This window comes from Nocardioides sp. (genome assembly GCF_014360585.1).
Classification (GTDB): domain Bacteria; phylum Actinomycetota; class Actinomycetes; order Propionibacteriales; family Nocardioidaceae; genus Nocardioides.
Map to the genome: position 1 here is coordinate 30,630 of NZ_JACIXG010000037.1, position 19,976 is coordinate 50,605.

Genomic DNA, 19,976 nt, shown 5'->3' on the forward strand with positions numbered 1-19,976 from the left:
CCGGATATCGGCTCGCTGTGGATAACCCACGCCCGAACGTCCCCTGTGGACAGCCAGCGGCCCGCTAACGCACGAAGCGCCGTTGGATGCTCACCGAGGTAACTCGGTAGCCGCGCGCCTACATCGCGGAACTCCACGAAGGAAGTGACGCTCGACCGAGTTACCTCGGTGAGCATCCGCCCCCTCAGCCCAGCAGATCCTTCGCCCGCAGCAGCGCCTCAGGAACCCCGAAACCGTCGACGAGCAGCCGAGCGTGAGGCCGCAGCTCGCGGCAGAGGCGGTTGACCTCGGCGATGATGGCCTTGGAGCGCTCGGAGGAGAGGCGGCCGTGCTCCATGAACCATGCCCGGTCGGCCTCGATGACCGAGAGCGCGCTGAGGTCGCAGAGGAGGTCCATCAGATCGCGGACGGCTCCCTCGGGGAGCTCGCGCACCTTCGCCCGGAACGCCTCGTGGATCAGCCGCTCAACGTGCGCGTGCGCGACCCCGATGACATGGTCCTGCACGGTCGAGAAGACCGCGCCGGGCTCCCCGCCGGCCTTGACGCCCGACTGCAGCCGCCGGGCGACGCCGGCGAGCATGTGCTCCTCGCGGAAGCGCAGCATCGTCAGGTGATAGTCGGAGTCGAGGATGTCCGGCTCGCGCTCGCCCGCGATCGGCACGACGTCGCGGACCCGTTCGAGCAGCTTGTGCACGGCGGTCCGCTCGAGGACCGTCTCGACCGCGAGACCGGCGACGAAGCGCACCAGGTCCAGCTGGTCCATCTCCTCGAACTCACTGGAGTAGTCGGTAAGCAGCCCCTTGGCGACCAGCTGCAGCAGCACCGTGTTGTCACCCTCGAACGTCGTGAAGACGTCCGTGTCAGCCTTCAGCGCCGTGAACCGGTTGGCGGCCAGGTAGCCCGCCCCGCCGCACGCTTCACGGCACTCCTGGATCACCCGGGTCGCGTGCCAGGTCGCCAGCGCCTTGGTCCCGGCTGCTCGCGACTCGAGCTCGCGCCGGGCGTGCTCCGAGGTGGCGACGCCGGAGAAGACGTCGTGCAGGTCGTCGCGTACGACCTCTTGCGCGAAACGCAGCGCATAGGTCCGCGCGACCAGCGGCAGCAGCCGCCGCTGGTGCTGGCCGTAGTCCAGCAGCAGCGACTCCTCGGCGTCCGCCGACGCCTCGAACTGCCTGCGCCGCAGGGCGTAGCGGACCGCGATCGTCAGCGCGACCTCCGATGCCCGGATCGCGGCGCCACCCACGGAGACGCGACCCTGGACGAGCGTGCCGAGCATGGTGAAGAAGCGCCGCCCGGCCGACTCGATCTCGGAGACGTACTCACCGGCCTCGGTGACGTCCGCGAAGCGGTTCAGCAACGACGTACGCGGCACCCGCACTCCCGAGAACCACAGCCGTCCGTTGTCGACGCCGTTGAGCCCCATCTTGGGTCCGTCGTCCTCGATCCGCACCCCGGGTGCAGCCGCGCCGTCGATCCGGATCGGCACCACGAGAGCGTGCACACCACGCTCCTCACCGCCGACCACGAGCTGCGCGAACACGACGGCGAGCTCGCCGTGGGCCGCGGCGTTGCCGATGTAGTCCTTGTACGCATCCTCCTGAGTCGTCTCGATGACGAACTCCTGCGTGGCCGGGTCGTAGGTGGCCACGGTCGCCACCGCGGCCACGTTGGAACCGTGGCCGTGCTCGGTCATCGCGAAGCAGCCGAGCAGCCGCCCGGCGACGATGTCGGCGAGGTAGCGATCGTGGTGGCGTTCGGTGCCCAGCTGGAGGATCGCACCGCCGAAGAGCCCGAACTGCACACCCGACTTAACCAGCAGCGACAGGTCGCCGCCGGCCATCTCCTCGAAGGCCGCGATGGAGGCGCCGACATCACCGCCCCCGCCGTACTCCTTCGGGAACCCGAGCCCGGTCAGGCCGCTCGCGGAGACGTCCAGGAGCTCCTCCCGGACCCGCTCGCGATACTCAGCGCGGGGCAGCTCCTCGACCTCCTCGAGGAAGTCGGCACGCTCGGCGAGCGCCTTGCGTACGTCCTGTCGGACCCCGGCGTAGCGGCCGTCGAGAAGTGCGGTCAGGGATGTGGCATCGATGGCGGTCACGCCACCAGCCTAAGCCCCGACCAAGCCCGGATCAGGTCAGCTCGTGGGCGACCTTCGACTCGCGGTCGGCGATCTCCTCGGACTCCGCGACGAGCCGCCGCACGCCCTTGCGCTGGAACTTCTGGTTGGCCACCAGCCCGCCGAAGTAGTACGCGACGAGCGCGATCATGCAGCCCGCGATGTCGTCGGCGAGGTAGTGCCAGCCGAAGTAGATCGTCGCGACGACGGTGATCCCGAAGTTGATCCACCCGGCCCAGCGGGCGATCTTGTTGTTGATCGTGGCCTGGATCATCAGGGCCATCAGCAGGGTGATGCCGCAGTGCAGCGAGGCGAAGCCACCGACCGACTGCACCACGTTGGCGTCGACGTCGAAGAGGACGTGCTGTCGAGTGAAGACCAGCGACTCCATCAGGCCGCTCGTTGGCGTGTCCGGCAGGTCGGCGTAGAGGTATGGGTAGTTCAGGCCCGGGCCGACCGTCGGCAGGCAGTAGTAGGAGACGGTGCCGAGGATCCAGGCGATGCACTGGGAGCACACGAACCAGTAGCCGTAGGCGAGGTTGCGCGACCACACCAGCCAACCGGCGACGGCGAACGGCACCAGCGGCAGGAACCACATGTAGATGTAGGAGAGGAACCAGGCGACCCAGCCGGTGCCGAGGATGTCGTGGAGCAGGATCGCCGGGTCGGCACCGAAGAGCACCGCCTTGTCGATCAGGTGGAGCTCATGGTCGAACTCGTAGGTCTCCGGCACCACGAACGGCAGGAACGACTTGAGGTTCCGGTAGCAGACGTAGACCAGGTAGAAGCAGACGATGCCCATCGCCACGAGCGTCAGCCGCTCACGGGTCCAGTGGGTGCGGACCCGCTCCTTGAAGATCGGCCCCATCTCCTTCCACCGGAACTTCGCCTGCCACAGCGTGCGTGGCACGAGGTCGACGAGGATCGCGGCTCCGACGAGGAGGGGAAGGCGGAGCCAGGACGGTCCGAGGAAGCCCTCCGGGTCGAGCATGCGCTTGTCTACGATCTGCGCGGTCACGACTGCGATCAGACCGAAGATCAGCGCGCTGCTGACGAGAAAGATCTGAGCGCGGCGATACATAGCCGCTAATTCTAAGTGGCGGGTGGCTAGCGTGCCCATTCCTGAGCGCACCACTCCTTGGTCAGGACCCGGGGATGGCCAGGCGGTTCGGCTCGACCCGCAGTCCGACCCTCTCCCCCGGCGCCGGTGCCGAGTCGGCGACGGCGTCGACCTCACCGACGTCGTCGAGACGTACGACGAGCCGATGCTGCTCCGGCGTAGCCCTGGCCGAGACCACGGTGCCGGTGAGCGGGCCAGCCGGGTCGGCGACGAAGGCCGAGCGGCGGAGCGCCACCGCTCCGGCCGGATCCATCCCGGCGGCCTTCAGGACCGTGTACGCCGCCGGCCCCTCGAGCACGCGCGCATAGCCCAGGAACAGGGCTGCCCAGGTGTCGACCGGTGCGGCCCACACCTCCTGGAGCGTCCCCTGCTGCACCAGACGACCGTCGCGCAGGAGCGCGATCCGGTCGGACACCGCGAACGCCTCCTCCTGGTCGTGCGTGACCATCAGCGCGGTGGTGCCGGCCTCGTGCAGGATCCGGCGCAGGTCGCCCGCCAGACGCTCCCGCAGTCCCGCGTCGAGCGCGGAGAGCGGCTCGTCGAGGAGCAGCAGCCGCGGCTCGACCGCGAGCGCCCGGGCGAGCGCGACCCGTTGCCGCTCGCCGCCGCTCAGCGTGCCGGGAAGGCGGTCCTGGTAACCACCCAGACCCACGAGGTCCAGCAGATCATCGACCCGCTTCCTGCGCTCGGCGCTCGGAATGCGGCGCAGCCGCATCGGATAGACGACGTTGTTCGCGACGGTCAGGTGCGAGAACAGCTGCCCGTCCTGGAACATCAGCGCGAACCCGCGCTTGTGCGTCGGCACCCCGCGCAGGGCCCGCCCGTCCCAGCTGATCGCCCCCGTCGCCGACTCCAGCCCGGCCACGGCCCTCAGCAGCGTCGACTTCCCCGACCCCGACGGCCCGAGCAGTGCCAGCACCTCCCCGTCGGCCAGCTCCAGGCTGACGTCCTCGACGGCGGTCTCCCCGTCGTACGTCACCGACACCTCACTCAGCGACAGCATCGCAACCCCGATCCTGCCGAGACGACCGGAGCGAGGTCGAGCGGCGAGCTTGCTCGTCCGCTCGCGCCGAGCGAGGGAGTGACCGCGCGAAGTGCGGAGACGTCAGCCCCGTCGGCCGAGACGTCAGGTACGTCGCTCGAGATGGCACCGTCGCGACCTCTCGGCCGACGCGAGTGACGCCTCGGCCGACGGGAGTGACTTCTCGGCGTACGTTCACAGTGCTCCGATCGACGGGACGCGGAGACGCTCGACGAGGAGCATCACGACGGCGGTGGTGGCGGCGAGGACACAGGCGGCGGCGAGAGCCATGCCGTAGTTCTCCGAGCCGGGACGGGAGAGCAGGCGGAGGATGACGACCGGGAGGGTGGGGCGCTCCTCGCGGACGAGGAAGGAGGTCGCGCCGAACTCCCCCAGCGAGGCCGCGAACGCGAAGCCCGCGGAGGCGAGGAGCGGCTTCCAGACGGCAGGTACGTCGACGGTCATGACCGCGCGCAGCGGCCCGGCCCCGAGGCCGGCAGCGGCCTGCCGGAGCCTGTCGTCGACAGACGCCAGCACCGGCACCAACGTCCTCACCACTAGGGGCAGCGCGACCAGAGCCTGGGCCAGCGGCACCAGCCAGGGCTCGTCGCGGAAGTCGAGTGCTCCGGATCCGAGGGTCAGATAGAGCCCGAGCCCGAGCGTTACCGCGCTGACTCCGAGCGGCACCATGAAGAGCCCGTCGAGGACGCCCCGCACTCGCCGTTCGGCACGCGTCCGGGATCGCCGGGTCACTGCGAACGCCACCAACAGCCCGAGCGTGAGCGCGATCACGGAAGCCTGCACCGCGACCGCCAGCGACGTCGTCAGCGCGGTCGTGACCGGCACCGGCAGCGGCGGGTCGAAGCCAGGAGTCTGCAGAGCCACGTAGTTCCCCAGACTCCACCGGTCGTCGACCCGCAGCGACCCGAGCAGCAGCGCCAGCAGCGGACCGGCGACCAGCAGGACCAGCACCGACGTCGACAGCAGGACCGGGAGGTCCCGCAGCGAGACCCGTCGGCGGCGTGGGACGACCCGCGACTGCGCGGGGTCGGCCACCGAACGCAGCCGACCGGCCACCACCAGCAGTCCGATGACGACCACGAGCTGGAGCACCGACAGCACCGCGGCACCGGGAAGGTCGAACAGGGTGAAGGTGAGCTTGTAGATCTCGGTCTCGATGCTGTTGTAGCGCACGCCGCCGAGGGTGAGCACGATCCCGAACGCGGTGGCGCAGAAGAGGAAGACCACCGAGGCCGCGGAGACGATCGCCGGACGCAGCGCAGGCAGCGTGATCGTCCAGAGGACCCGCGCAGGACCTGCCCCCAGCGCGGCCGCGGCCTCCCCCGGGCGGGGGTCGAGCGACTCCCACGCCGCCCCGACCGCCCGGATCACGACGGAGGCGTTGAAGAAGACGAGCCCGAGGATGATCGCGGTCGGCGTGCCGTCGAGCCCCAGCCCGGCCAACAGGCCGGCCTCGCCGATGAGCTCACGGAAGGCGACCCCGACGACGACGGTGGGAAGTACGAACGGCACCAGCAGCCCCGCCCGGATCACCCGCTGCAGCGGAAAGCTCAGCCGGTGGAGGGCGAAGGCGGCCGGCAGCCCCAGCGCCACGCTCAGCACCGTCGCCAGGCCCGAGGACCACAGCGTGAACCAGAGCGCCCGCTGGACCTCCGAGCGCTGCAGCACCCGGATCGCGGCCGCAGGGTCGAACGAGCCCGAGGCGAAGAGGCCGCGCTGCACCATCCCGGTGACCGGCAGGACGAAGAAGACCGCCAGCACCGCTACCGGGAGGGCAGCGAGCGCGACCAGGGTTGCGACGCGTCGAGTCGAGCTCCCCAAACGAAAAGTCACCGTGCGATCGTGTCACTCCAGGTCGCCAGCCACGCCTCACGGTTCTTCTCGATCTCCTCCGGCTCGACGGAGAGCGGCGAGGTCGGCTGCTGGGCGAACTTCGCCCACTCGGCCGGCAGCTCGACGCTCGAGGAGACCGGGTAGACGTACATGCTCTCCGGCAATGCCCCCTGCACGCTGTCGGAGAGCATGAAGTCGATCAGCGCCTGGGCGCCCTCGGGGTGGTCGGCACCCTTCAGCACACCGGCGTACTCGACCTGCCGGAAGCAGGTGTCAAGCAGCGCCTTGGTCGTCGTCTTGCCGTCCTTGACGGTGAAGGCCGGCGAGGAGTCGTACGACACGACGATCGGCCGCGTCCCCTTGCCACCGCCCTGGGTGAAGTCGGAGTAGTAGGCCTGGTCCCAGCCGTCGACGACCTTGGCGCCGTTGTCCATCAGCTTGCCCCAGTAGTCGGCCCAGCCGTCCTCGCCGTACTCGGCGACGGTCGCCAGCAGGAACGCCATCCCCGGCGTCGACGTCGCCGCGCCCGGGGTGACGAAGAGATCCTTGTACGCAGGCTCGGCCAGGTCGTCGAGCGACTCCGGCGGCGCCAGCTTCTTCGCCGCGAACCACTCGGTGTCGATGTTGACGCACACGCTGCCGTGGTCGACCGGGGTGAGGAAGTGCTCCTCGTCGCCGGGCAGGTTGAACTCCTCGACCCCGGCCGGGATCGTCGAGGGCGTGTAGGCCGCCAGCGCCCCCTCCTTGATCGCCCGGCTGGCGAAGGTGTTGTCCACGCCGAAGACCGCGTCACCGTCGGGGTTGCCGGTGTCCAAGGCGATCTTGGTGGTCATCTCGCCACCGTCGCCCGCGTGCCGGATCTCGGCGGTGTAGCCGGTCTTCTCGGTGAACTCGGCCAGCACCTCCTTCGGCAGCGTGAAGCTGTCGTGGGTCAGCAGCACGACCGACTTGTCGTCGGAGCCGCTGGACGGCTTGGCCTCGGGCTCGTCGGACGCGCCCCCGCACGAGGACAGGAGGAGCGCCGAGATGGCGGTGGCAGCGATGGCAGGCGTACGCATGCGCATTTCTGACTCCCTTCGCCGGTGTCAACCGGAGCAGGTTCGGAGGGTCTGCGGCGCTGTTCGCCACACTCTCAGGCCTCGCGGCCTCCCCTGTCTGTTCCCGCCAACACTACTGCTTGCGACAATCCACCCCATGACCGACGTCGCCATCTCGTCCTTCGACGACCTCTCCCCCAAGACCGCGTACGCCCTGTGGCAGCTGCGCCAGCAGGTGTTCGTCGTCGAGCAGGACTGCCCGTACCTCGACCTGGACGGCCGCGACCTCGAGCCCGGGACGCGTCACGTGGTCCTGAGCGACGGTGACCAGCTCGCCGGGACCGCCCGCGTCCTCGACGACGGCGACGTGTGGCGCATCGGCCGAGTCGTCCTCTCCCCCGCCCACCGAGGTAAGGGCCTTTCCGACGTGCTCATGAAGGCCGCCATCGAGGCCGTCACCGACCGCGACATCGTCCTGGACGCTCAGTCACCGCTGGCCGGCTGGTACGCCAGGCTCGGCTTCGCCGCGGACGGCGAGGAGTTCCTCGAGGACGGCATCCCGCACACCCCGATGCGCCTCAGGCGATAGCGGCGAAGAGGACGCTGGCCTCGGTCTCCTCACGGGTCGCCTGACCCCGCGCCACGAGCAGCTCGAGGTGGGCCTTGGTCTCCATGACCGCGAGGCCGGCGTTGAAGTAGTCGAGCTCGGCGAAGGCACGCTCGTGGCGGGTCCAGCCGAGGTCGTTGGCAACCTCCAGCGCCGAGCGCCGGCCGGCGCGCAAGGACGCCAGCGACTGGGCCAGTCGCGACTCGTGATGGGCGAGGAGCTCGTCGACACGGGAGTGAGACGACGAGGCGACCGGGCCGTGGGCGGGGAGAAGCCGCAGGTCAGGCATGGACCTGACCTTGGTCAGGGAGGCCATGAAGTCGCCGAGGGGGTCGACGACGGGCACCGGCTCGAAGCCGATCGACGGCGTGATCGTGGGCAGCACGTGGTCGCCGGCGAACAGGACCGAGCCGGCCAGGTCCGCGTAGACGTAGTGGCCCTGGGTGTGCCCGGGGGTGTGCACGGCATCGACGTCCCTGCCGGCAACGGACAGGCGTACGTCGCCCTCGAGCCACTGGTCGGGCATCCGCCAGTGGGACAGGTCGGGCGCGGGCGGCGGGTTGGCGGCCCACTTCGCAGCCAGGTCGGGCGCACCGGCGTGGGCGAGGAGCCGGTCGGTCGAGACCCAGCCGTCCAGGTCGCCGTTGGTGAGCTCGAGAGTGGGGCGGTCGCCGGCACCGAGCAGCACGTCGGCTCCGAACTCCTGACCGAGCACCGAGGCGAGCGTGTAGTGGTCACGATGCACGTGGGTGACCAGGAACCGCCGGATGTCGCCGAACTCGAAGCCGAGCTTCTTCAGGCCCGTTTCCAGTGCCGTACGTCCCTCGGTGATCGCCCAGCCACCGTCGACGAGCGAGAGCCCGTCGTCACCTTCGAGGACATAGATGTTGACCGCCTTGAGCCCGTCCATCGGCAACGGGAGCGGGATCCGATGTACGCCGTCGGCGACCGTCCACGCGCCCGGAGCCGACCAGTGTTCCCCCGAGTCAGGCGAGATTGCGGTGGCTGTCGACTGACTCATCGGCTGATCGGTCTCCTTCGGGTCGACCTCTCCAGAGCCAGAGCAGACCCAGGATCGGCAGCAGGGCAGGAACGAAACCGTATCCGCTGCCGAACCTCGACCATACCGATGCGTCCGGGAACCAGGACGGGACCGCCAGCGAGAGCGCCCCGACGAGGATGACCCCGGCCAGCTCGATCCACAGCATGATCTTCGCGAACCCGGCCGAGCCGTTGGCCGCTCGACGGATCGCGAACCAGCCCGCGACATAGGTCGCCGCGGCGACCACAGAGAGCGTGTAGGCGATCGGCGCCTCGTCGAACCGGGTGAAGACCTGCACCAGCGACCGGGCGCCGGCGGCGAGCGCGAAGATCGCGTAGACCGCCAGCAGCACCAGGTGCGGACCGGAGCGGGTCTTGGCGGTCGACGTCGTGCTCACCGAACCATCATGACGCGTACGGCCACGACCCCGGTCGCCAGGGCCGCCGCCGCGATCACCCCGGAGGACCACGTCGAGCGGTCCTCACGCATCGCCTGCAGCGCCAGCGGCATCAGGCAGACCATCGCCCCGAGATAGCCGAGGAAGGTCGACAGGGACTCCGGCTTGCGTCCGGCAGACCAGGCCGCCAGCGCGCCGACCGCGAGCACGACCGCCAGGATCTCGAGCATCCACGCCACCTGGTCGAGCCACTTCGGCCGGGGCGCCCTCAGCACCACGCCGAGAGCGGCCGCGATCGTGACGAACGCGGCATATCCGGCCACGATAAATCCGATCAGAGTCACGGCGTCCACGTGCCAATCTTCTCCAATGACCTCCACATCTCCCGATCCGGGGCTCGTCGCCCGCCTCCGCGTCGCGGGCTGCGTCTTCGCCGAGGACGAGGCCGCCCTGCTCGAGGGCGAGCCGGTCTCGGCGCAGGAGCGAGAAGCGATGGTCGTACGCCGCCTCGCCGGTGAGCCGCTGGAGCTGATCCTGGGATGGGCCGAGTTCGACGGCCTGAGGATAAAGGTGGCCCCAGGAGTGTTCGTCCCCCGCCAACGCTCAAAGCTGTTGGTCAACCTGGCGTCGTGTGCTGCCAAACGTGCGCTCCAGCGCACCCCTGGCAGCACACCCCGGGTTGTGGATGTTGGGTGCGGCACCGGAGCACTGGGTGCCGCGATCGCGGCTTGTGTCCCGGACGCGGAGGTCTGGGCGACCGACATCGACCCGGCCGCGGTCGAGTGTGCTCGGAGGAATCTTGCTTCGGAGGGGGGTCTCGACAAGCTCGACCACCGGAGCCCCCGGGTTCTGCTCGGGGACCTCTTCGACCCGCTGCCCCGCGACCTCGCCTTCGACGTGATCGTGGCCAACGCTCCGTACGTCCCGAGCGACCAGATCCAGAACATGCCGCCGGAGGCGCGCGACCACGAGCACCACGTGGCTCTTGACGGCGGGGCGGACGGGCTCGACATCCAGCGACGCGTGATCGAGCAGGCGCCGAAGCATCTGGCTCCTGGCGGCGTACTCATCATCGAGACCGGCCAGGAGCAGGCGCCCGTCACCGCGAGCCTGATGCGGGAGCAGGGCCTGGTCACGGAGATCCACCACGACGAGGACCTCTACGCGACGGCCGTGACGGGCCTGAAAAGCGAGGCGTCCCTCTGAATGCACACCACCCCCGCGGTGTGCATTCAGAGGGACCACCATCGAGCTGGCGGCTGTGCCCTTTCGGGGCCACGGATCAACCACCAGCCTTGGTGTGTGAGGTCGTCCACCCCCCACCGGTGGACGACCTTCACGCCGATGAAACGGGCCACCTGCGGACCCATGACGTGGATTGGGAAGAATTTTTTCGGGAATCCCGTCAGACTTCCGATATGCAGGCTTACGGTCTGACCCATCTGGTGCCGTTGTCCCTGCTCACAGCGGGGATCGTGGCCATGGTCTGGCTGGGCAGGCGGCAGCGGTCCGAGTCGGGACCGTCGAGATTCTCCCGGGGCTTCGCGCTCGCGATCCCGCTCACGACGATCCCGCTGCAGGCCCATGAATGGGTCACCGACTTCGATCTCTTCATCGATCTGCCGATCCATCTGTGCGACCTGGCGTGGATGGCGGCCGCGGTCGCGCTGTGGACCCACCACCCCTACCCGACCGCGCTGACCTGCTTCTGGGGTCTCACGCTGACCACGCAAGGTGTGTTCACCCCGGACGTGATGGACTTCCCGGACGTCAGCTACTTCACCTTCTGGGGCCAGCACCTGATGATCGTGCTCGCCGCGGTCTACCTGGTCTTCGGGCTCAAGCTGCTTCCACGCTGGCGCGACTACGGCTGGGTGGTCGCGACCACCGCGGTGTGGGCCGCCGCGGCGTACGTCCTCAACCTCGTCGTCGACGCCAACTACGGCTACCTGCGCTACAAGCCGGAGTCGGCCTCGATGCTCGACCTGCTCGGGCCATGGCCGGTCTACATCCTCAACGAGATCCTGCTCGTCGCGGGGATCTGGGCGTTGATCACGCTCGGACTGAGGATGTGGGCGCGTCAGGACGGGTCGACGAGGAGACCGGTGCGCTCGTAGTCGGCGAGCGCGGCGGCGTACGGCGCCAGGTCGATGCCCTTCTCGGCCACCCACGCGTCTTCGTAGTAGGAGGAGCGGTAGCGCTCGCCGGAGTCGCACAGCAGCGAGACGACGCTGCCCTCCTCGCCGGCGTCGACCATCTCGCGTATGACCCCCAGCGATGCCCACACGTTGGTGCCCGTCGAGGGGCCGACCGAGCGGCCCATCCGGGCCGAGAGCCAGCGCATCGTCGCGATCGACGCCGCGTCGGGGACCTGGACCATGTCGTCGACGACACCGCCGACGAAGGACGGCTCGACCCGGGGCCGCCCGATCCCCTCGATCCGCGACGGCATCCCGGTGGCGTAGTCGGAGGTGTCCGTCTCCCAACCGCCGTAGAAGGCGGAGTTCTCCGGGTCGGCGACCATCAGCTTGGTGCAGTGGCGGCGGTAGTGGAGGTAGCGGCCGATGGTCGCGGAGGTGCCGCCGGTGCCCGCCGAGACGACGATCCAGGTCGGCACCGGGTGCCGCTCCTGCGACATCTGGTCGAAGATCGACTCGGCGATGTTGTTGTTTCCGCGCCAGTCGGTGGCCCGCTCGGCGTAGGTGAACTGGTCCATGTAGTGGCCGTCGCACTCACGGGCCAGGCGCTCGGCCTCGGCGTACATGTCGGGGGCCTTGTCGACGAAGTGGCAGCGGCCGCCGTGCCACTCGATCAGACGCACCTTCTCCGCCGAGGTCGAGCGCGGCATCACCGCAACGAAGGGCAGCCCGAGCAGGCCGGCGAAATAGGCCTCGGAGACCGCGGTGGATCCCGAGGAGGCCTCCACGACCGTCGAGCCCTCGTGGAGCCAGCCGTTGCAGATCGCGTAGAGGAACAGCGACCTGGCCAGGCGGTGCTTCAGCGAGCCCGTGGGGTGGACGGACTCGTCCTTCAGATAGAGGTCGACCCCGCCGCTCGCGCCGTCGCGGACCGGCAGCGGGACGGCGTGCAGGTGGGTGTCGGCCGAGCGTTGAGCGTCGGCCTCGACGCGGCGTACGGCTTCGTCGATCCAGGCGCGGTGGGAGTCAGAGAGGCGAGGCACCGCCCGAGCGTAACTCCACCCTGATCCACCGCCGACATGTGCCGTGGGCCACAATGAAAGACCTGATCACGATCGGGTCCGGCAGTGAAGTTGCCCACAAGTTAGACCGATCTAAGGACCCCGATTAACCATTACGGCCTCAAAAGCGAGACAAAAGACCTGTGGACGAACCTCTTGACGTAGTGCTGATCGGCGGCGGCATCATGAGCGCCACCCTGGGCGTGCTCCTCCAGGAGCTGGAGCCCAGCTGGTCCATCAAGATGATCGAGCGGCTCGACACGCTCGCCGGGGAGTCGTCCGGCCCATGGAACAACGCCGGCACCGGTCACTCCGCGCTGTGCGAGCTCAACTACAGCCCGCAGCGGCCCGATGGCTCGGTCGACATCTCCAAGGCCGTCGGCGTCAACGAGCAGTTCCAGCTCTCCCGGCAGCTGTGGTCCTTCCTGGTCGAGAGCGGCCGCATCCCGGACCCGGACAAGTTCATCCACACCGTCCCGCACATGTCCTTCGTATGGGGCGCGGACAACGTCGACTACCTGCGCAAGCGCTACGAGGCGCTCAAGGACCACGCGCTCTTCCCCGGGATGGAGTTCTCCACCGACCCCGAGGTCATCCGGGGCTGGGCTCCGCTGCTGCTCGAGGGCCGCTCGGCCAAGTCGCTCGCCGAGGAGCCCGTCGCGGCCACCTGGACCAACGCCGGCACCGACGTCGACTTCGGCTCGCTCACCTCGATCCTGACCCGCACCCTGGTGGACAAGGGCGCCGACCTGGAGACCGGCTCCGAGGTCACCGGCCTCCACCAGACCATGGACGGCTTCTGGCACATCTACGGCCGCAACGAGTCCGGCAAGTACCACCTGCGCTCGCGGTTCGTCTTCGTCGGCGCGGGCGGCTACGCCCTGCCGCTGCTGCAGAAGGCCTCGATCCCGGAGATCCGCGGCTTCGGCGGTTTCCCGGTCTCCGGCGAGTTCCTGCGCACCTCCAAGCCCGAGCTCGTCGCCCAGCATCGCGCCAAGGCCTACGGCAAGGCTGCCGTCGGAGCCCCGCCGATGTCGGTGCCCCACCTCGACACCCGCCACGTCGACGGCAAGACCCACCTGATGTTCGGTCCGTACGCCGGATGGAGCCCGCGCTTCCTCAAGTCCGGTTCGCTCACCGACCTGTTCCTCTCGGTCCGCCCCCACAACCTGGTGCCGATGCTGCGGGCCGGGCTGACCAACATGGACCTCACCGTCTACCTGGTCAAGGAGCTGCTGCGCTCGCCGAGCAAGAAGTTCGACGACCTCCAGGACTTCTTCCCCGCCGCAGACCGCAAGGACTGGGACCGGATCATCGCCGGCCAGCGGGTGCAGGTCATCCGCCCCGACGGGGTGCTCCAGTTCGGCACCGAGGTCATCACCGCCGAGGACGGCACCATCGCCGGCCTCCTCGGCGCCTCCCCCGGCGCCTCGACCGCCCCGGGGATCATGGTCAACGTCCTGCGCCGCTGCTTCCCCGCCCGCTGGGACTCCTGGCAGCCCCAGCTCAAGACGATGATCCCGGCCACCGGCCCCGAGCTGAGCGCCGACCCCGAGCTCGCCGCCGAGACCTTCGCGCGTACGGACCGCCAGCTCAACCTCGGCTGACCCCGCCCTGCCGAAGGGTCAGCCCCGTCGGCCGAGACGTCACTTAGGTCGGCCGAGTTGGCAACCCAATGCCCATTCGAGCGACCGGAGTGACGCTTCGACCGACGGGAGTGACGTCTCGGCCGACGCGGGTGACTACTCGGGGGTGAGATGGGCGGCTACGGCAGCGGCCTGGTTCCGGATCTCGGGGATGGCGGTGGCCTCGTAGAGCGCGCCCTTGCAGGGCGGGCCGACGGTCAGGAGATCGGGTACGACGCGGCCGTCTGCCCCGATGACGTGGCCGTCCTCGGTGACGTCGATGCCGAGGCGGAGTGGGTCGGGGGCGATCAGGCCGCGCTTCTGGAGTGCGAGCAGGAGGGGGTTGTCGGTGCGGGTGATGTCGGGCGAGGGGCCGGTGCAGTTGATCACCGCGGTCACCTCGTGGTCACCGTCGGCCAGGGAGACGACCGGCCGCTCGGCGGCGTCCGTCCGGCAGCCGAGCACCCCACCGCCGAGGACCTTCAGACGTCCCTCGGCCTGGTAGGCCTTCAGGAGGGCGGCGATGCGCGGGGCCATGCGGTGGCGGCGTACTTCCCACTCGCGGGCGTAGAGGTCACGGAAGCGGCGGCGCTCCAGCTCGGGCAGGCGGCGCCAGATCGACTGGGTCGGGCCGCGGAGGCCGTCGATGACGGCACGCCAGTCGACGCCGAGGCCGGTCGCGTGCTCGATCTGCGCGCGTACGAGCGCGGCGACGCCGTCGGCGGTCAGCGGGCCGTCGGGAACCGGGGTCACCCAGGAGGTGAACTGGTCGTCGACGTGGGGGCTCGGGACCAGGCCGTGGCGGCTCACCATGATCACCCGGCGGGCCGGGGAGTCGTCGAGGAGCGTGACCGTCGTGTCGATGGCGGTGAGGCCGGTCCCGACGACGAGCACGGTCGCGTCCTCCGGCAAGGCACTGATCCGGGCCACGTCCCACGGGTCCGAGAGGTTCCACGGAGCCTCGGGCAAGCCGGCCAGCGGCTGGGGCGGCGGGTTGCCGTAGGCGAGAACGACGGCATCCGCCGCGTGGCCCTCATCGTCGTCGCTGGTCAGGACCCGAAAGCCCGGACCGATCGGCTCGACGTCGATCACCGTCTCGCCGACAGTCTCCAGCGTCCCCGGACCGGCCTCGGCGGCCTGTGCGAACCGATCGCGCAGATAGCGCGAGTAGTCGCGCCGGGGCAGGAAGTCGGTCGGCCCGAGCTCGACGCCGGACGTTGCCGCCCAGTCGAGCAGGTCGTCACGATCGTCGGGGAAGCCGGACATGTTGTTGGCCCGGACGTTGAGGAGATGACGGCCGTCGGTCGTCGAGTACGCGACCCCGTACCCGGCCTCGCCCCGTGACTCGAACAGCGTCACCGACGCGCCCCGGCGGAGCAGGTTGATCGCGGTCAGCGTGCCGCTCGCTCCTCCTCCGACGATCGCCACCGTGAGGCTGGTGGTCGGTTCGGGAGGCACGGCATCTGTCGTCACCCAGTCAGCCTAACTTCGCTAAGCGACGTTTGTTCAGCGGGTTAGTTGCCTAGCAGGCTTCCCGCAGTCGCGGGATCCTAGGAATCCCGCCGAGCCGCTTGTTGTAGCGGACGTGGTCGGCGTAGCCCTCGAGCAGCGTCCACAGCGCCTTGTGCGCCGGCCACGGGATGGCCTCACCGGGGAAGGCCCAGGACGAGCCGAAGCCGATCCAGACCGGGACCCAGTCCTTGGCGCAGTCCCACTCGCCCCGCTTGGACATCAGCAGCCGGTGACGCACCTGGAACGCGAGCCGCTGACCGTCCTTCACGATCGGCGCCGCACACACCCGCCACAGCGGCATGTCGAGCGACATCAGCTCGATCTCGATGTCGCCGAGAATGCGCGGATCCACCAGGACCGTAGCGACGTTCTCGTGCGGGCGCCTCATACAGATCACGCTAGCGCCGAGCACCGACATCCGCTGGCCGATCCGCCAGGAGCGAACATCGGGACTGATTCACCACCCCGCCGGACAGAACGTATGGGTCGGGCCTATCATCCTCCCCAGTCTCGATCGGGCAGGGAGGCCCGAGTGGAGGATCGAGAAAGGACCGACGTTGGCACCCTCGCGGCAACCCAGAACGGGTGAAGAGGCCGAGAAGTACGCCGCGGAGCATCTGCATTCCCTCGGCTGGCCCGACGCCGCGCCCTCGGGCAGCACGGCGGCCGCGGACGTCGACATCATCGGCGGCCGTCCCGACAACGTCGTCGTCGCACAGGTGATGCTCACCCGCACCCCGACCGAGGCGCGCAGCGTGTGTGCGGCCCGCGGCGCGGGCTACGCCTACGACGCCCGGACGGTCGCCCTGTTCAGCCGCGCCGGCTTCACCACCGACGCGGTCGAGTGGGCCGACAAGGTCCGGGTGGCGCTCTTCGAGTTCGCCGCGGACGGCTCGATCCGGCCGCACGGGAAGCATGCGGCCGAGCTGGTCACCACCGCAACCGCACCGGCGCCGACCCTCGGCCGCGCGCCCGAGCCGGCCCCCGGCCGCCACGTCGATCCCACGCGCACCGGCAGCTTCAACTTCACCGGGAAGATCCCCTCGGTCAGGCCCCGCCGGAAGGCTGCTGAGAAGGTCACCGAGAAGGCCCCCGAGAAGGCCCCCGAGACGATCACGGTGAAGGTTGCCGCGAAGGTCGCTACGGCGATCGCGCCCGACCCGGCCCCACCGGTCGCGGAGAAGATCGCCGGCCCGACGACCGGCCAGGTCCCTGCGTACTCCACCATGAGCATCCCCAAAGCCCCGACGCCACCGGCCGACGAGCGCTGGGTCCCGGACGGGCTCGGTCCGATCCTGGACGCCATCGCCCGGGCGTCGGAGCTGCCCGTCGTGCTCGTCCTGGGCTCCGACCAGCGCGCCGAGTGGGTGCGGCAGACCTTCCAGGTCGGCACGATCACGGTCACCGACGAGAGCGTGCTCCCGATGCTGCTCTCCCTGGTGACGGGCCGGGAGTCGCAGTACGCCAGCGGCGAGTCGTATCACAAGGTCGACGGCCTCAAGCCGCAGGGCGAGCGGGCGCTGGAGTCGTGGCGGGCCTGGGAAACCTACGACCGCGCGATGGCCATCTACCGCCGCGCGGTCTGAGCGTCCCACCCTCAGCAGTAGCCGAGCATCTCCTCGAGCGCGCGCCGCTCGCTGTCGTCGACCGCGAGCGACCAGCGCGCCTTGGTGTCGACCCAGCGAGCGGCGTACGCACACTGGAACCCCTTCCGGGGACGCCAGCCCGCGGGGTCGTCGTCGCCCTTGCTCATGTTGGTCGGGCCGTCGACGGCGAGCAGGTTGCCCAGGTCGTTCGAGAACGAGCGCCGCCGGTCCTCGGACCACGCGCTCGCGCCCGACCGCCAGGCCTCGGCGAGCGGCACGACGTGGTCGACCTGGATCGCCTGTGCCTGGCCGGGCTCCTTCAGGTCGGTGTCAGGCGGCTGCCGGTGTAGGGGTCGACCCACGTCCCGGCGAGCACGTCGTGGCCGCATCCTCCCTGCGGCCGGGTCCGCGCCTCGACGGCATCGCGCAGGAGCACGTCGTCGCGCTGGTTGCATCCGTTGCCGTCGCTGTCCGCCCAGCCGCCTCCGAACGACGAGCGGGCGTAGGCGACCAGTCCGTCGGGGCGTCTCGCGACCGTTTCCAGCGCGGCGAACTCACGGCGCACCACGCGCGCGTCGGCGGGCGCCGGTGAAGGCGCCGCGGTCGCAGCCGGCGGCGTACGTCGTGCCTCCGGCACACCTTCCGGCACGTCCTCCGGCGCGTCATCGGGCAGCCACAGCGCGACCGCCCAGCCGGCGGCCGCCAGCAGGACGACCAGCACCGCCAGCGACGCACGCCTACCCATGCCGTCGCATTGTGCCCGCGACCACCGACATCGACCTGCCTGCGAGGTATTACCGATCGGTGACGGATGTGCCGATCCCTGTCACCCGGTCAGCAGCACTGGCAGAGTGAAGGCATGACTGCGCTGGACATGGGACAGACCCCCCTCGCAGAGGTCGGGGTCATCGGCGGGACCGGGCTGTATGAGTTCTTGAACGATGCCCAGGAGGTGAAGGTCGAGACCCCGTACGGCGCTCCCTCCGCGCCGGTCACGGTGGGCACCGTCGCCGGCCGGTCGGTGGCCTTCGTGCCACGCCACGGCCGCTCGCACGAGTACCCGCCGCACACCATCCCCTACCGCGCCAACCTCTGGGCGCTGAGATCGCTCGGCGTGACCCAGGTGCTCTCCCCCAGCGCCGTCGGCGGTCTCCGGCCCGACGCCGTCGCCACGGGTGACCTGGTGACGCCCGACCAGCTGGTCGACCGCACCTGGCGACGGATCCCCAGCTACGTCGAGACCGGCGCCACGCACGTACCCCTGGCCGACCCCTACTGTGCGCGGATCGCCAAGGCGTACGTGGCCGCCGACCCGTCGGTGAAGACCGGTGGCACGCTCATCGTGATCGAGGGCCCGCGGTTCTCGACCCGAGCGGAGTCGGTCCACCATGCCGCCCAGGGCTGGACGCTGGTCGGCATGACCGGTGCCCCGGAGGCGGCGCTCGCCCGCGAGCTGCGGATGTGTTACGCGCCGTTGTGCCTGGTCACCGACATGGACGCGGGCGCGGCCGAGGGCGAAGGCGTCGACGAGGACGACGTGTACGCACTCTTCGCCGCCAACCTGGAGCGGATGCGCACCATCCTGGCCGACACGATCGACGGCCTGCCCGACCCTGCCGGCTGCCCCTGCTCGACCTGGGCCGAGGGCAAGCAGCTCGCCTACGAGATCCCATGAGGGTCCTGCTCACCGGGTCCGCCGGGTTCATCGGCACCGCCATCGGCCGGGTGCTGGAAGAGGCTGGCCACGAGGTCGTACGCGTCGACGTGCTGCTGCCGATGGCCCACGGCGAAGCGGCCGCGGCACCGCCCGGGACGCACCTCCTCGACGTACGCGACGCCGACGGCTGGGGCGACCTGCTGGACGGCATCGACGCGGTGTGTCACCAGGCCGCGGTCGTCGGCGCCGGAGTGACCGTGGCCGATCTTCCGCTGTACGCCGCACACAACGACCTCGGCACCGCCGCTCTCCTGGCCGCGATGAGCGCGCACCGGGTCTCCCGGCTGGTGCTCGCCTCGTCGATGGTCGTCTACGGCGAGGGCCGCTATGTCTGCCCGACCCACGGCGACCGCGTCCCGCCGGCGCGCTCGCGTGCCGCGCTCGACTCCGGCGACTTCGAGAACCACTGCGCCCTCTGCGGCGGCGCACTGGACTGGGCGGCAGTCGCCGAGTCCGCCCGGCTCGACCCACGCAGCTCGTACGCCGCCAGCAAGGTCGCCCAGGAGCACTACGCCTCCGCGTGGGCGCGTCAGGCCGACGCGACGGCGATCGCGCTGCGCTACCACAACGTCTACGGGCCGCACATGCCCGCCGACACCCCCTACTCCGGGGTCGCCGCCATCTTCCGGTCCTCCCTCGAGCGGGGCGAGGCTCCGCAGGTGTTCGAGGACGGTGGCCAGCAGCGCGACTTCGTCCACGTCGACGACGTGGCGCGCGCCAACCTGGCGGCGCTGGAGGCGACCTCCGAGCGGTCACCCGGGAGCCTGTCGGCCTACAACGTCGCCTCCGGGCACCCGGTCACGATCAGCGAGGTGGCGGCGCTGGTCGCGCGCGGCACCGGCCAGTCCGAGTTGGCGCCGGTGGTCACCGGCCGCTACCGCATCGGCGACGTACGCCATGTCGTCGCCTCGCCGCTGCTGGCTGAGAAGGAGCTCGGCTTTCGCGCCGAAATCCTGCCGGAGGTCGGTCTCCCCGCCTTCGCCACCGCTCCCCTGCGGTCCTAGGTGATTGATCGCCCCCGCTGGTCGAGCCGCCGGAGCCGCTAGGCGAAGGCGTGTCGAGACCAACACAGTCCCCTGTCGCGCTCGATAGGACCGTGTTGGTCTCGACACGGATTCGTTCGTTCCTCACGAATCCGGCTCG

20 protein-coding genes and 1 riboswitch are annotated in these 19,976 nt (G+C 69.9%); of the genes, 7 read left to right on the forward strand and 13 right to left on the reverse strand.

All coding sequences use genetic code 11. The features are described from left to right. Positions 1-184 precede the first annotated feature (184 nt). From H5T77_RS13895 to H5T77_RS13915, 5 genes are all read right to left on the reverse strand, one after another. The gene (locus tag H5T77_RS13895) at positions 185-2,098 is read right to left on the reverse strand and encodes an acyl-CoA dehydrogenase family protein (RefSeq protein ID WP_292650151.1); all 1,914 of its coding nucleotides are present in this window, start codon (positions 2,096-2,098) and stop codon (positions 185-187) included. 31 nt (positions 2,099-2,129) lie between these two features. Continuing rightward, entirely contained in the window at positions 2,130-3,197 is a 1,068-nt protein-coding gene (locus tag H5T77_RS13900; protein WP_292650152.1) for a phosphatase PAP2 family protein, read from the reverse strand. 61 nt (positions 3,198-3,258) lie between these two features. Further along, positions 3,259-4,239, reverse strand: coding sequence for an ABC transporter ATP-binding protein (locus tag H5T77_RS13905; RefSeq protein WP_292650153.1), 981 nt, complete (start codon positions 4,237-4,239; stop codon positions 3,259-3,261). A gap of 213 nt (positions 4,240-4,452) precedes the next feature. Beyond that, positions 4,453-6,111 (reverse strand): ABC transporter permease, encoded by a 1,659-nt coding sequence (locus H5T77_RS13910; RefSeq protein WP_292650155.1) that lies wholly within the window; start codon positions 6,109-6,111, stop codon positions 4,453-4,455. Continuing rightward, positions 6,108-7,169, reverse strand: coding sequence for a thiamine ABC transporter substrate-binding protein (locus tag H5T77_RS13915; protein ID WP_292650157.1), 1,062 nt, complete (start codon positions 7,167-7,169; stop codon positions 6,108-6,110). Before H5T77_RS13915 ends, H5T77_RS13910 begins: the two co-directional genes overlap by 4 nt. Next, positions 7,166-7,274, reverse strand: a riboswitch (TPP riboswitch). Its footprint overlaps the gene before it by 4 nt. A gap of 31 nt (positions 7,275-7,305) precedes the next feature. On the opposite strand from H5T77_RS13915, the gene H5T77_RS13920 reads away from it, so the two are divergent. Beyond that, positions 7,306-7,737 carry a GNAT family N-acetyltransferase gene (locus H5T77_RS13920; RefSeq protein ID WP_292650158.1) on the forward strand — a complete coding sequence of 144 codons (432 nt, stop codon included), beginning with the start codon at positions 7,306-7,308 and terminating at the stop codon, positions 7,735-7,737. Here H5T77_RS13920 and H5T77_RS13925 read toward each other — a convergent pair. The 3 genes from H5T77_RS13925 to H5T77_RS13935 are packed head-to-tail and all read right to left on the reverse strand — an operon-like array spanning position 7,727 to position 9,547. After that, positions 7,727-8,776 carry an MBL fold metallo-hydrolase gene (locus H5T77_RS13925; protein WP_292650160.1) on the reverse strand — a complete coding sequence of 350 codons (1,050 nt, stop codon included), beginning with the start codon at positions 8,774-8,776 and terminating at the stop codon, positions 7,727-7,729. The two genes, H5T77_RS13920 and H5T77_RS13925, sit on opposite strands and share 11 nt — an antisense overlap. After that, positions 8,742-9,194 (reverse strand): hypothetical protein, encoded by a 453-nt coding sequence (locus tag H5T77_RS13930; RefSeq protein WP_292650162.1) that lies wholly within the window; start codon positions 9,192-9,194, stop codon positions 8,742-8,744. The genes H5T77_RS13925 and H5T77_RS13930 overlap by 35 nt, the downstream gene beginning before the upstream one ends. Further along, positions 9,191-9,547, reverse strand: coding sequence for a hypothetical protein (locus H5T77_RS13935; RefSeq protein ID WP_292650164.1), 357 nt, complete (start codon positions 9,545-9,547; stop codon positions 9,191-9,193). Before H5T77_RS13935 ends, H5T77_RS13930 begins: the two co-directional genes overlap by 4 nt. A gap of 16 nt (positions 9,548-9,563) precedes the next feature. Between H5T77_RS13935 and H5T77_RS13940 the strand changes: the two genes are divergently transcribed. Together H5T77_RS13940 and H5T77_RS13945 are read left to right on the forward strand one after the other, a co-directional pair. Beyond that, complete coding sequence (locus H5T77_RS13940; protein WP_292650166.1) at positions 9,564-10,400, forward strand: putative protein N(5)-glutamine methyltransferase; 837 nt, start codon at positions 9,564-9,566, stop codon at positions 10,398-10,400. Between the two features lie 212 nt (positions 10,401-10,612). Next, positions 10,613-11,311 carry a YwaF family protein gene (locus tag H5T77_RS13945; RefSeq protein ID WP_292650168.1) on the forward strand — a complete coding sequence of 233 codons (699 nt, stop codon included), beginning with the start codon at positions 10,613-10,615 and terminating at the stop codon, positions 11,309-11,311. On the opposite strand, the gene cds1 is transcribed toward H5T77_RS13945, so the two are convergent. Continuing rightward, positions 11,275-12,375: an L-cysteine desulfhydrase Cds1 gene (gene cds1, locus H5T77_RS13950; protein ID WP_292650169.1), complete on the reverse strand. Its 1,101-nt coding sequence runs from the start codon at positions 12,373-12,375 to the stop codon at positions 11,275-11,277. The two genes, H5T77_RS13945 and cds1, sit on opposite strands and share 37 nt — an antisense overlap. 161 nt (positions 12,376-12,536) lie before the next feature. On the opposite strand from cds1, the gene mqo reads away from it, so the two are divergent. Next, the gene (gene mqo / locus H5T77_RS13955; protein WP_292650171.1) at positions 12,537-14,000 is read left to right on the forward strand and encodes a malate dehydrogenase (quinone); all 1,464 of its coding nucleotides are present in this window, start codon (positions 12,537-12,539) and stop codon (positions 13,998-14,000) included. Between the two features lie 135 nt (positions 14,001-14,135). Here the strand turns inward: mqo and H5T77_RS13960 are convergent, their stop codons facing one another. Continuing rightward, entirely contained in the window at positions 14,136-15,491 is a 1,356-nt protein-coding gene (locus H5T77_RS13960; protein WP_292650173.1) for an FAD/NAD(P)-binding protein, read from the reverse strand. A 49-nt stretch (positions 15,492-15,540) separates the two neighbouring features. Beyond that, a complete protein-coding gene (locus tag H5T77_RS13965) occupies positions 15,541-15,918 on the reverse strand; it encodes a hypothetical protein (RefSeq protein WP_292650175.1) in 378 nt (125 codons plus the stop codon). Between the two features lie 169 nt (positions 15,919-16,087). On the opposite strand from H5T77_RS13965, the gene H5T77_RS13970 reads away from it, so the two are divergent. Beyond that, on the forward strand, positions 16,088-17,116 hold the full coding sequence (locus H5T77_RS13970) for a hypothetical protein (protein ID WP_292650176.1): 1,029 nt from the start codon (positions 16,088-16,090) through the stop codon (positions 17,114-17,116). A gap of 11 nt (positions 17,117-17,127) precedes the next feature. Here H5T77_RS13970 and H5T77_RS13975 read toward each other — a convergent pair whose 3' ends face one another. Beyond that, positions 17,128-17,478 (reverse strand): HNH endonuclease family protein, encoded by a 351-nt coding sequence (locus tag H5T77_RS13975; protein WP_292650177.1) that lies wholly within the window; start codon positions 17,476-17,478, stop codon positions 17,128-17,130. After that, positions 17,436-17,861, reverse strand: a complete 426-nt coding sequence (locus H5T77_RS13980; RefSeq protein ID WP_292650178.1) for a hypothetical protein — start codon at positions 17,859-17,861, stop codon at positions 17,436-17,438. The genes H5T77_RS13975 and H5T77_RS13980 overlap by 43 nt, the downstream gene beginning before the upstream one ends. A gap of 114 nt (positions 17,862-17,975) precedes the next feature. Between H5T77_RS13980 and H5T77_RS13985 the strand changes: the two genes are divergently transcribed. Then, positions 17,976-18,791, forward strand: coding sequence for an S-methyl-5'-thioadenosine phosphorylase (locus H5T77_RS13985; RefSeq protein ID WP_292650179.1), 816 nt, complete (start codon positions 17,976-17,978; stop codon positions 18,789-18,791). Beyond that, positions 18,788-19,837: an NAD-dependent epimerase/dehydratase family protein gene (locus tag H5T77_RS13990; RefSeq protein WP_292650181.1), complete on the forward strand. Its 1,050-nt coding sequence runs from the start codon at positions 18,788-18,790 to the stop codon at positions 19,835-19,837. The genes H5T77_RS13985 and H5T77_RS13990 overlap by 4 nt, the downstream gene beginning before the upstream one ends. Positions 19,838-19,976 lie beyond the last annotated feature (139 nt).

Coding starts and splice junctions, on each gene's coding strand:
- H5T77_RS13990 (WP_292650181.1), top strand. CDS start 18,788: ATGAGGGTCCTGCTCACCGGGTCCGCCGGGTTCATCGGCACCGCCATC.
- H5T77_RS13985 (WP_292650179.1), top strand. CDS start 17,976: ATGACTGCGCTGGACATGGGACAGACCCCCCTCGCAGAGGTCGGGGTC.
- H5T77_RS13920 (WP_292650158.1), top strand. CDS start 7,306: ATGACCGACGTCGCCATCTCGTCCTTCGACGACCTCTCCCCCAAGACC.
- H5T77_RS13905 (WP_292650153.1), bottom strand. CDS start 4,239: ATGCTGTCGCTGAGTGAGGTGTCGGTGACGTACGACGGGGAGACCGCC.
- H5T77_RS13965 (WP_292650175.1), bottom strand. CDS start 15,918: ATGAGGCGCCCGCACGAGAACGTCGCTACGGTCCTGGTGGATCCGCGC.
- H5T77_RS13915 (WP_292650157.1), bottom strand. CDS start 7,169: ATGCGTACGCCTGCCATCGCTGCCACCGCCATCTCGGCGCTCCTCCTG.
- H5T77_RS13980 (WP_292650178.1), bottom strand. CDS start 17,861: ATGGGTAGGCGTGCGTCGCTGGCGGTGCTGGTCGTCCTGCTGGCGGCC.
- H5T77_RS13940 (WP_292650166.1), top strand. CDS start 9,564: ATGACCTCCACATCTCCCGATCCGGGGCTCGTCGCCCGCCTCCGCGTC.
- H5T77_RS13945 (WP_292650168.1), top strand. CDS start 10,613: ATGCAGGCTTACGGTCTGACCCATCTGGTGCCGTTGTCCCTGCTCACA.
- H5T77_RS13900 (WP_292650152.1), bottom strand. CDS start 3,197: ATGTATCGCCGCGCTCAGATCTTTCTCGTCAGCAGCGCGCTGATCTTC.
- H5T77_RS13925 (WP_292650160.1), bottom strand. CDS start 8,776: ATGAGTCAGTCGACAGCCACCGCAATCTCGCCTGACTCGGGGGAACAC.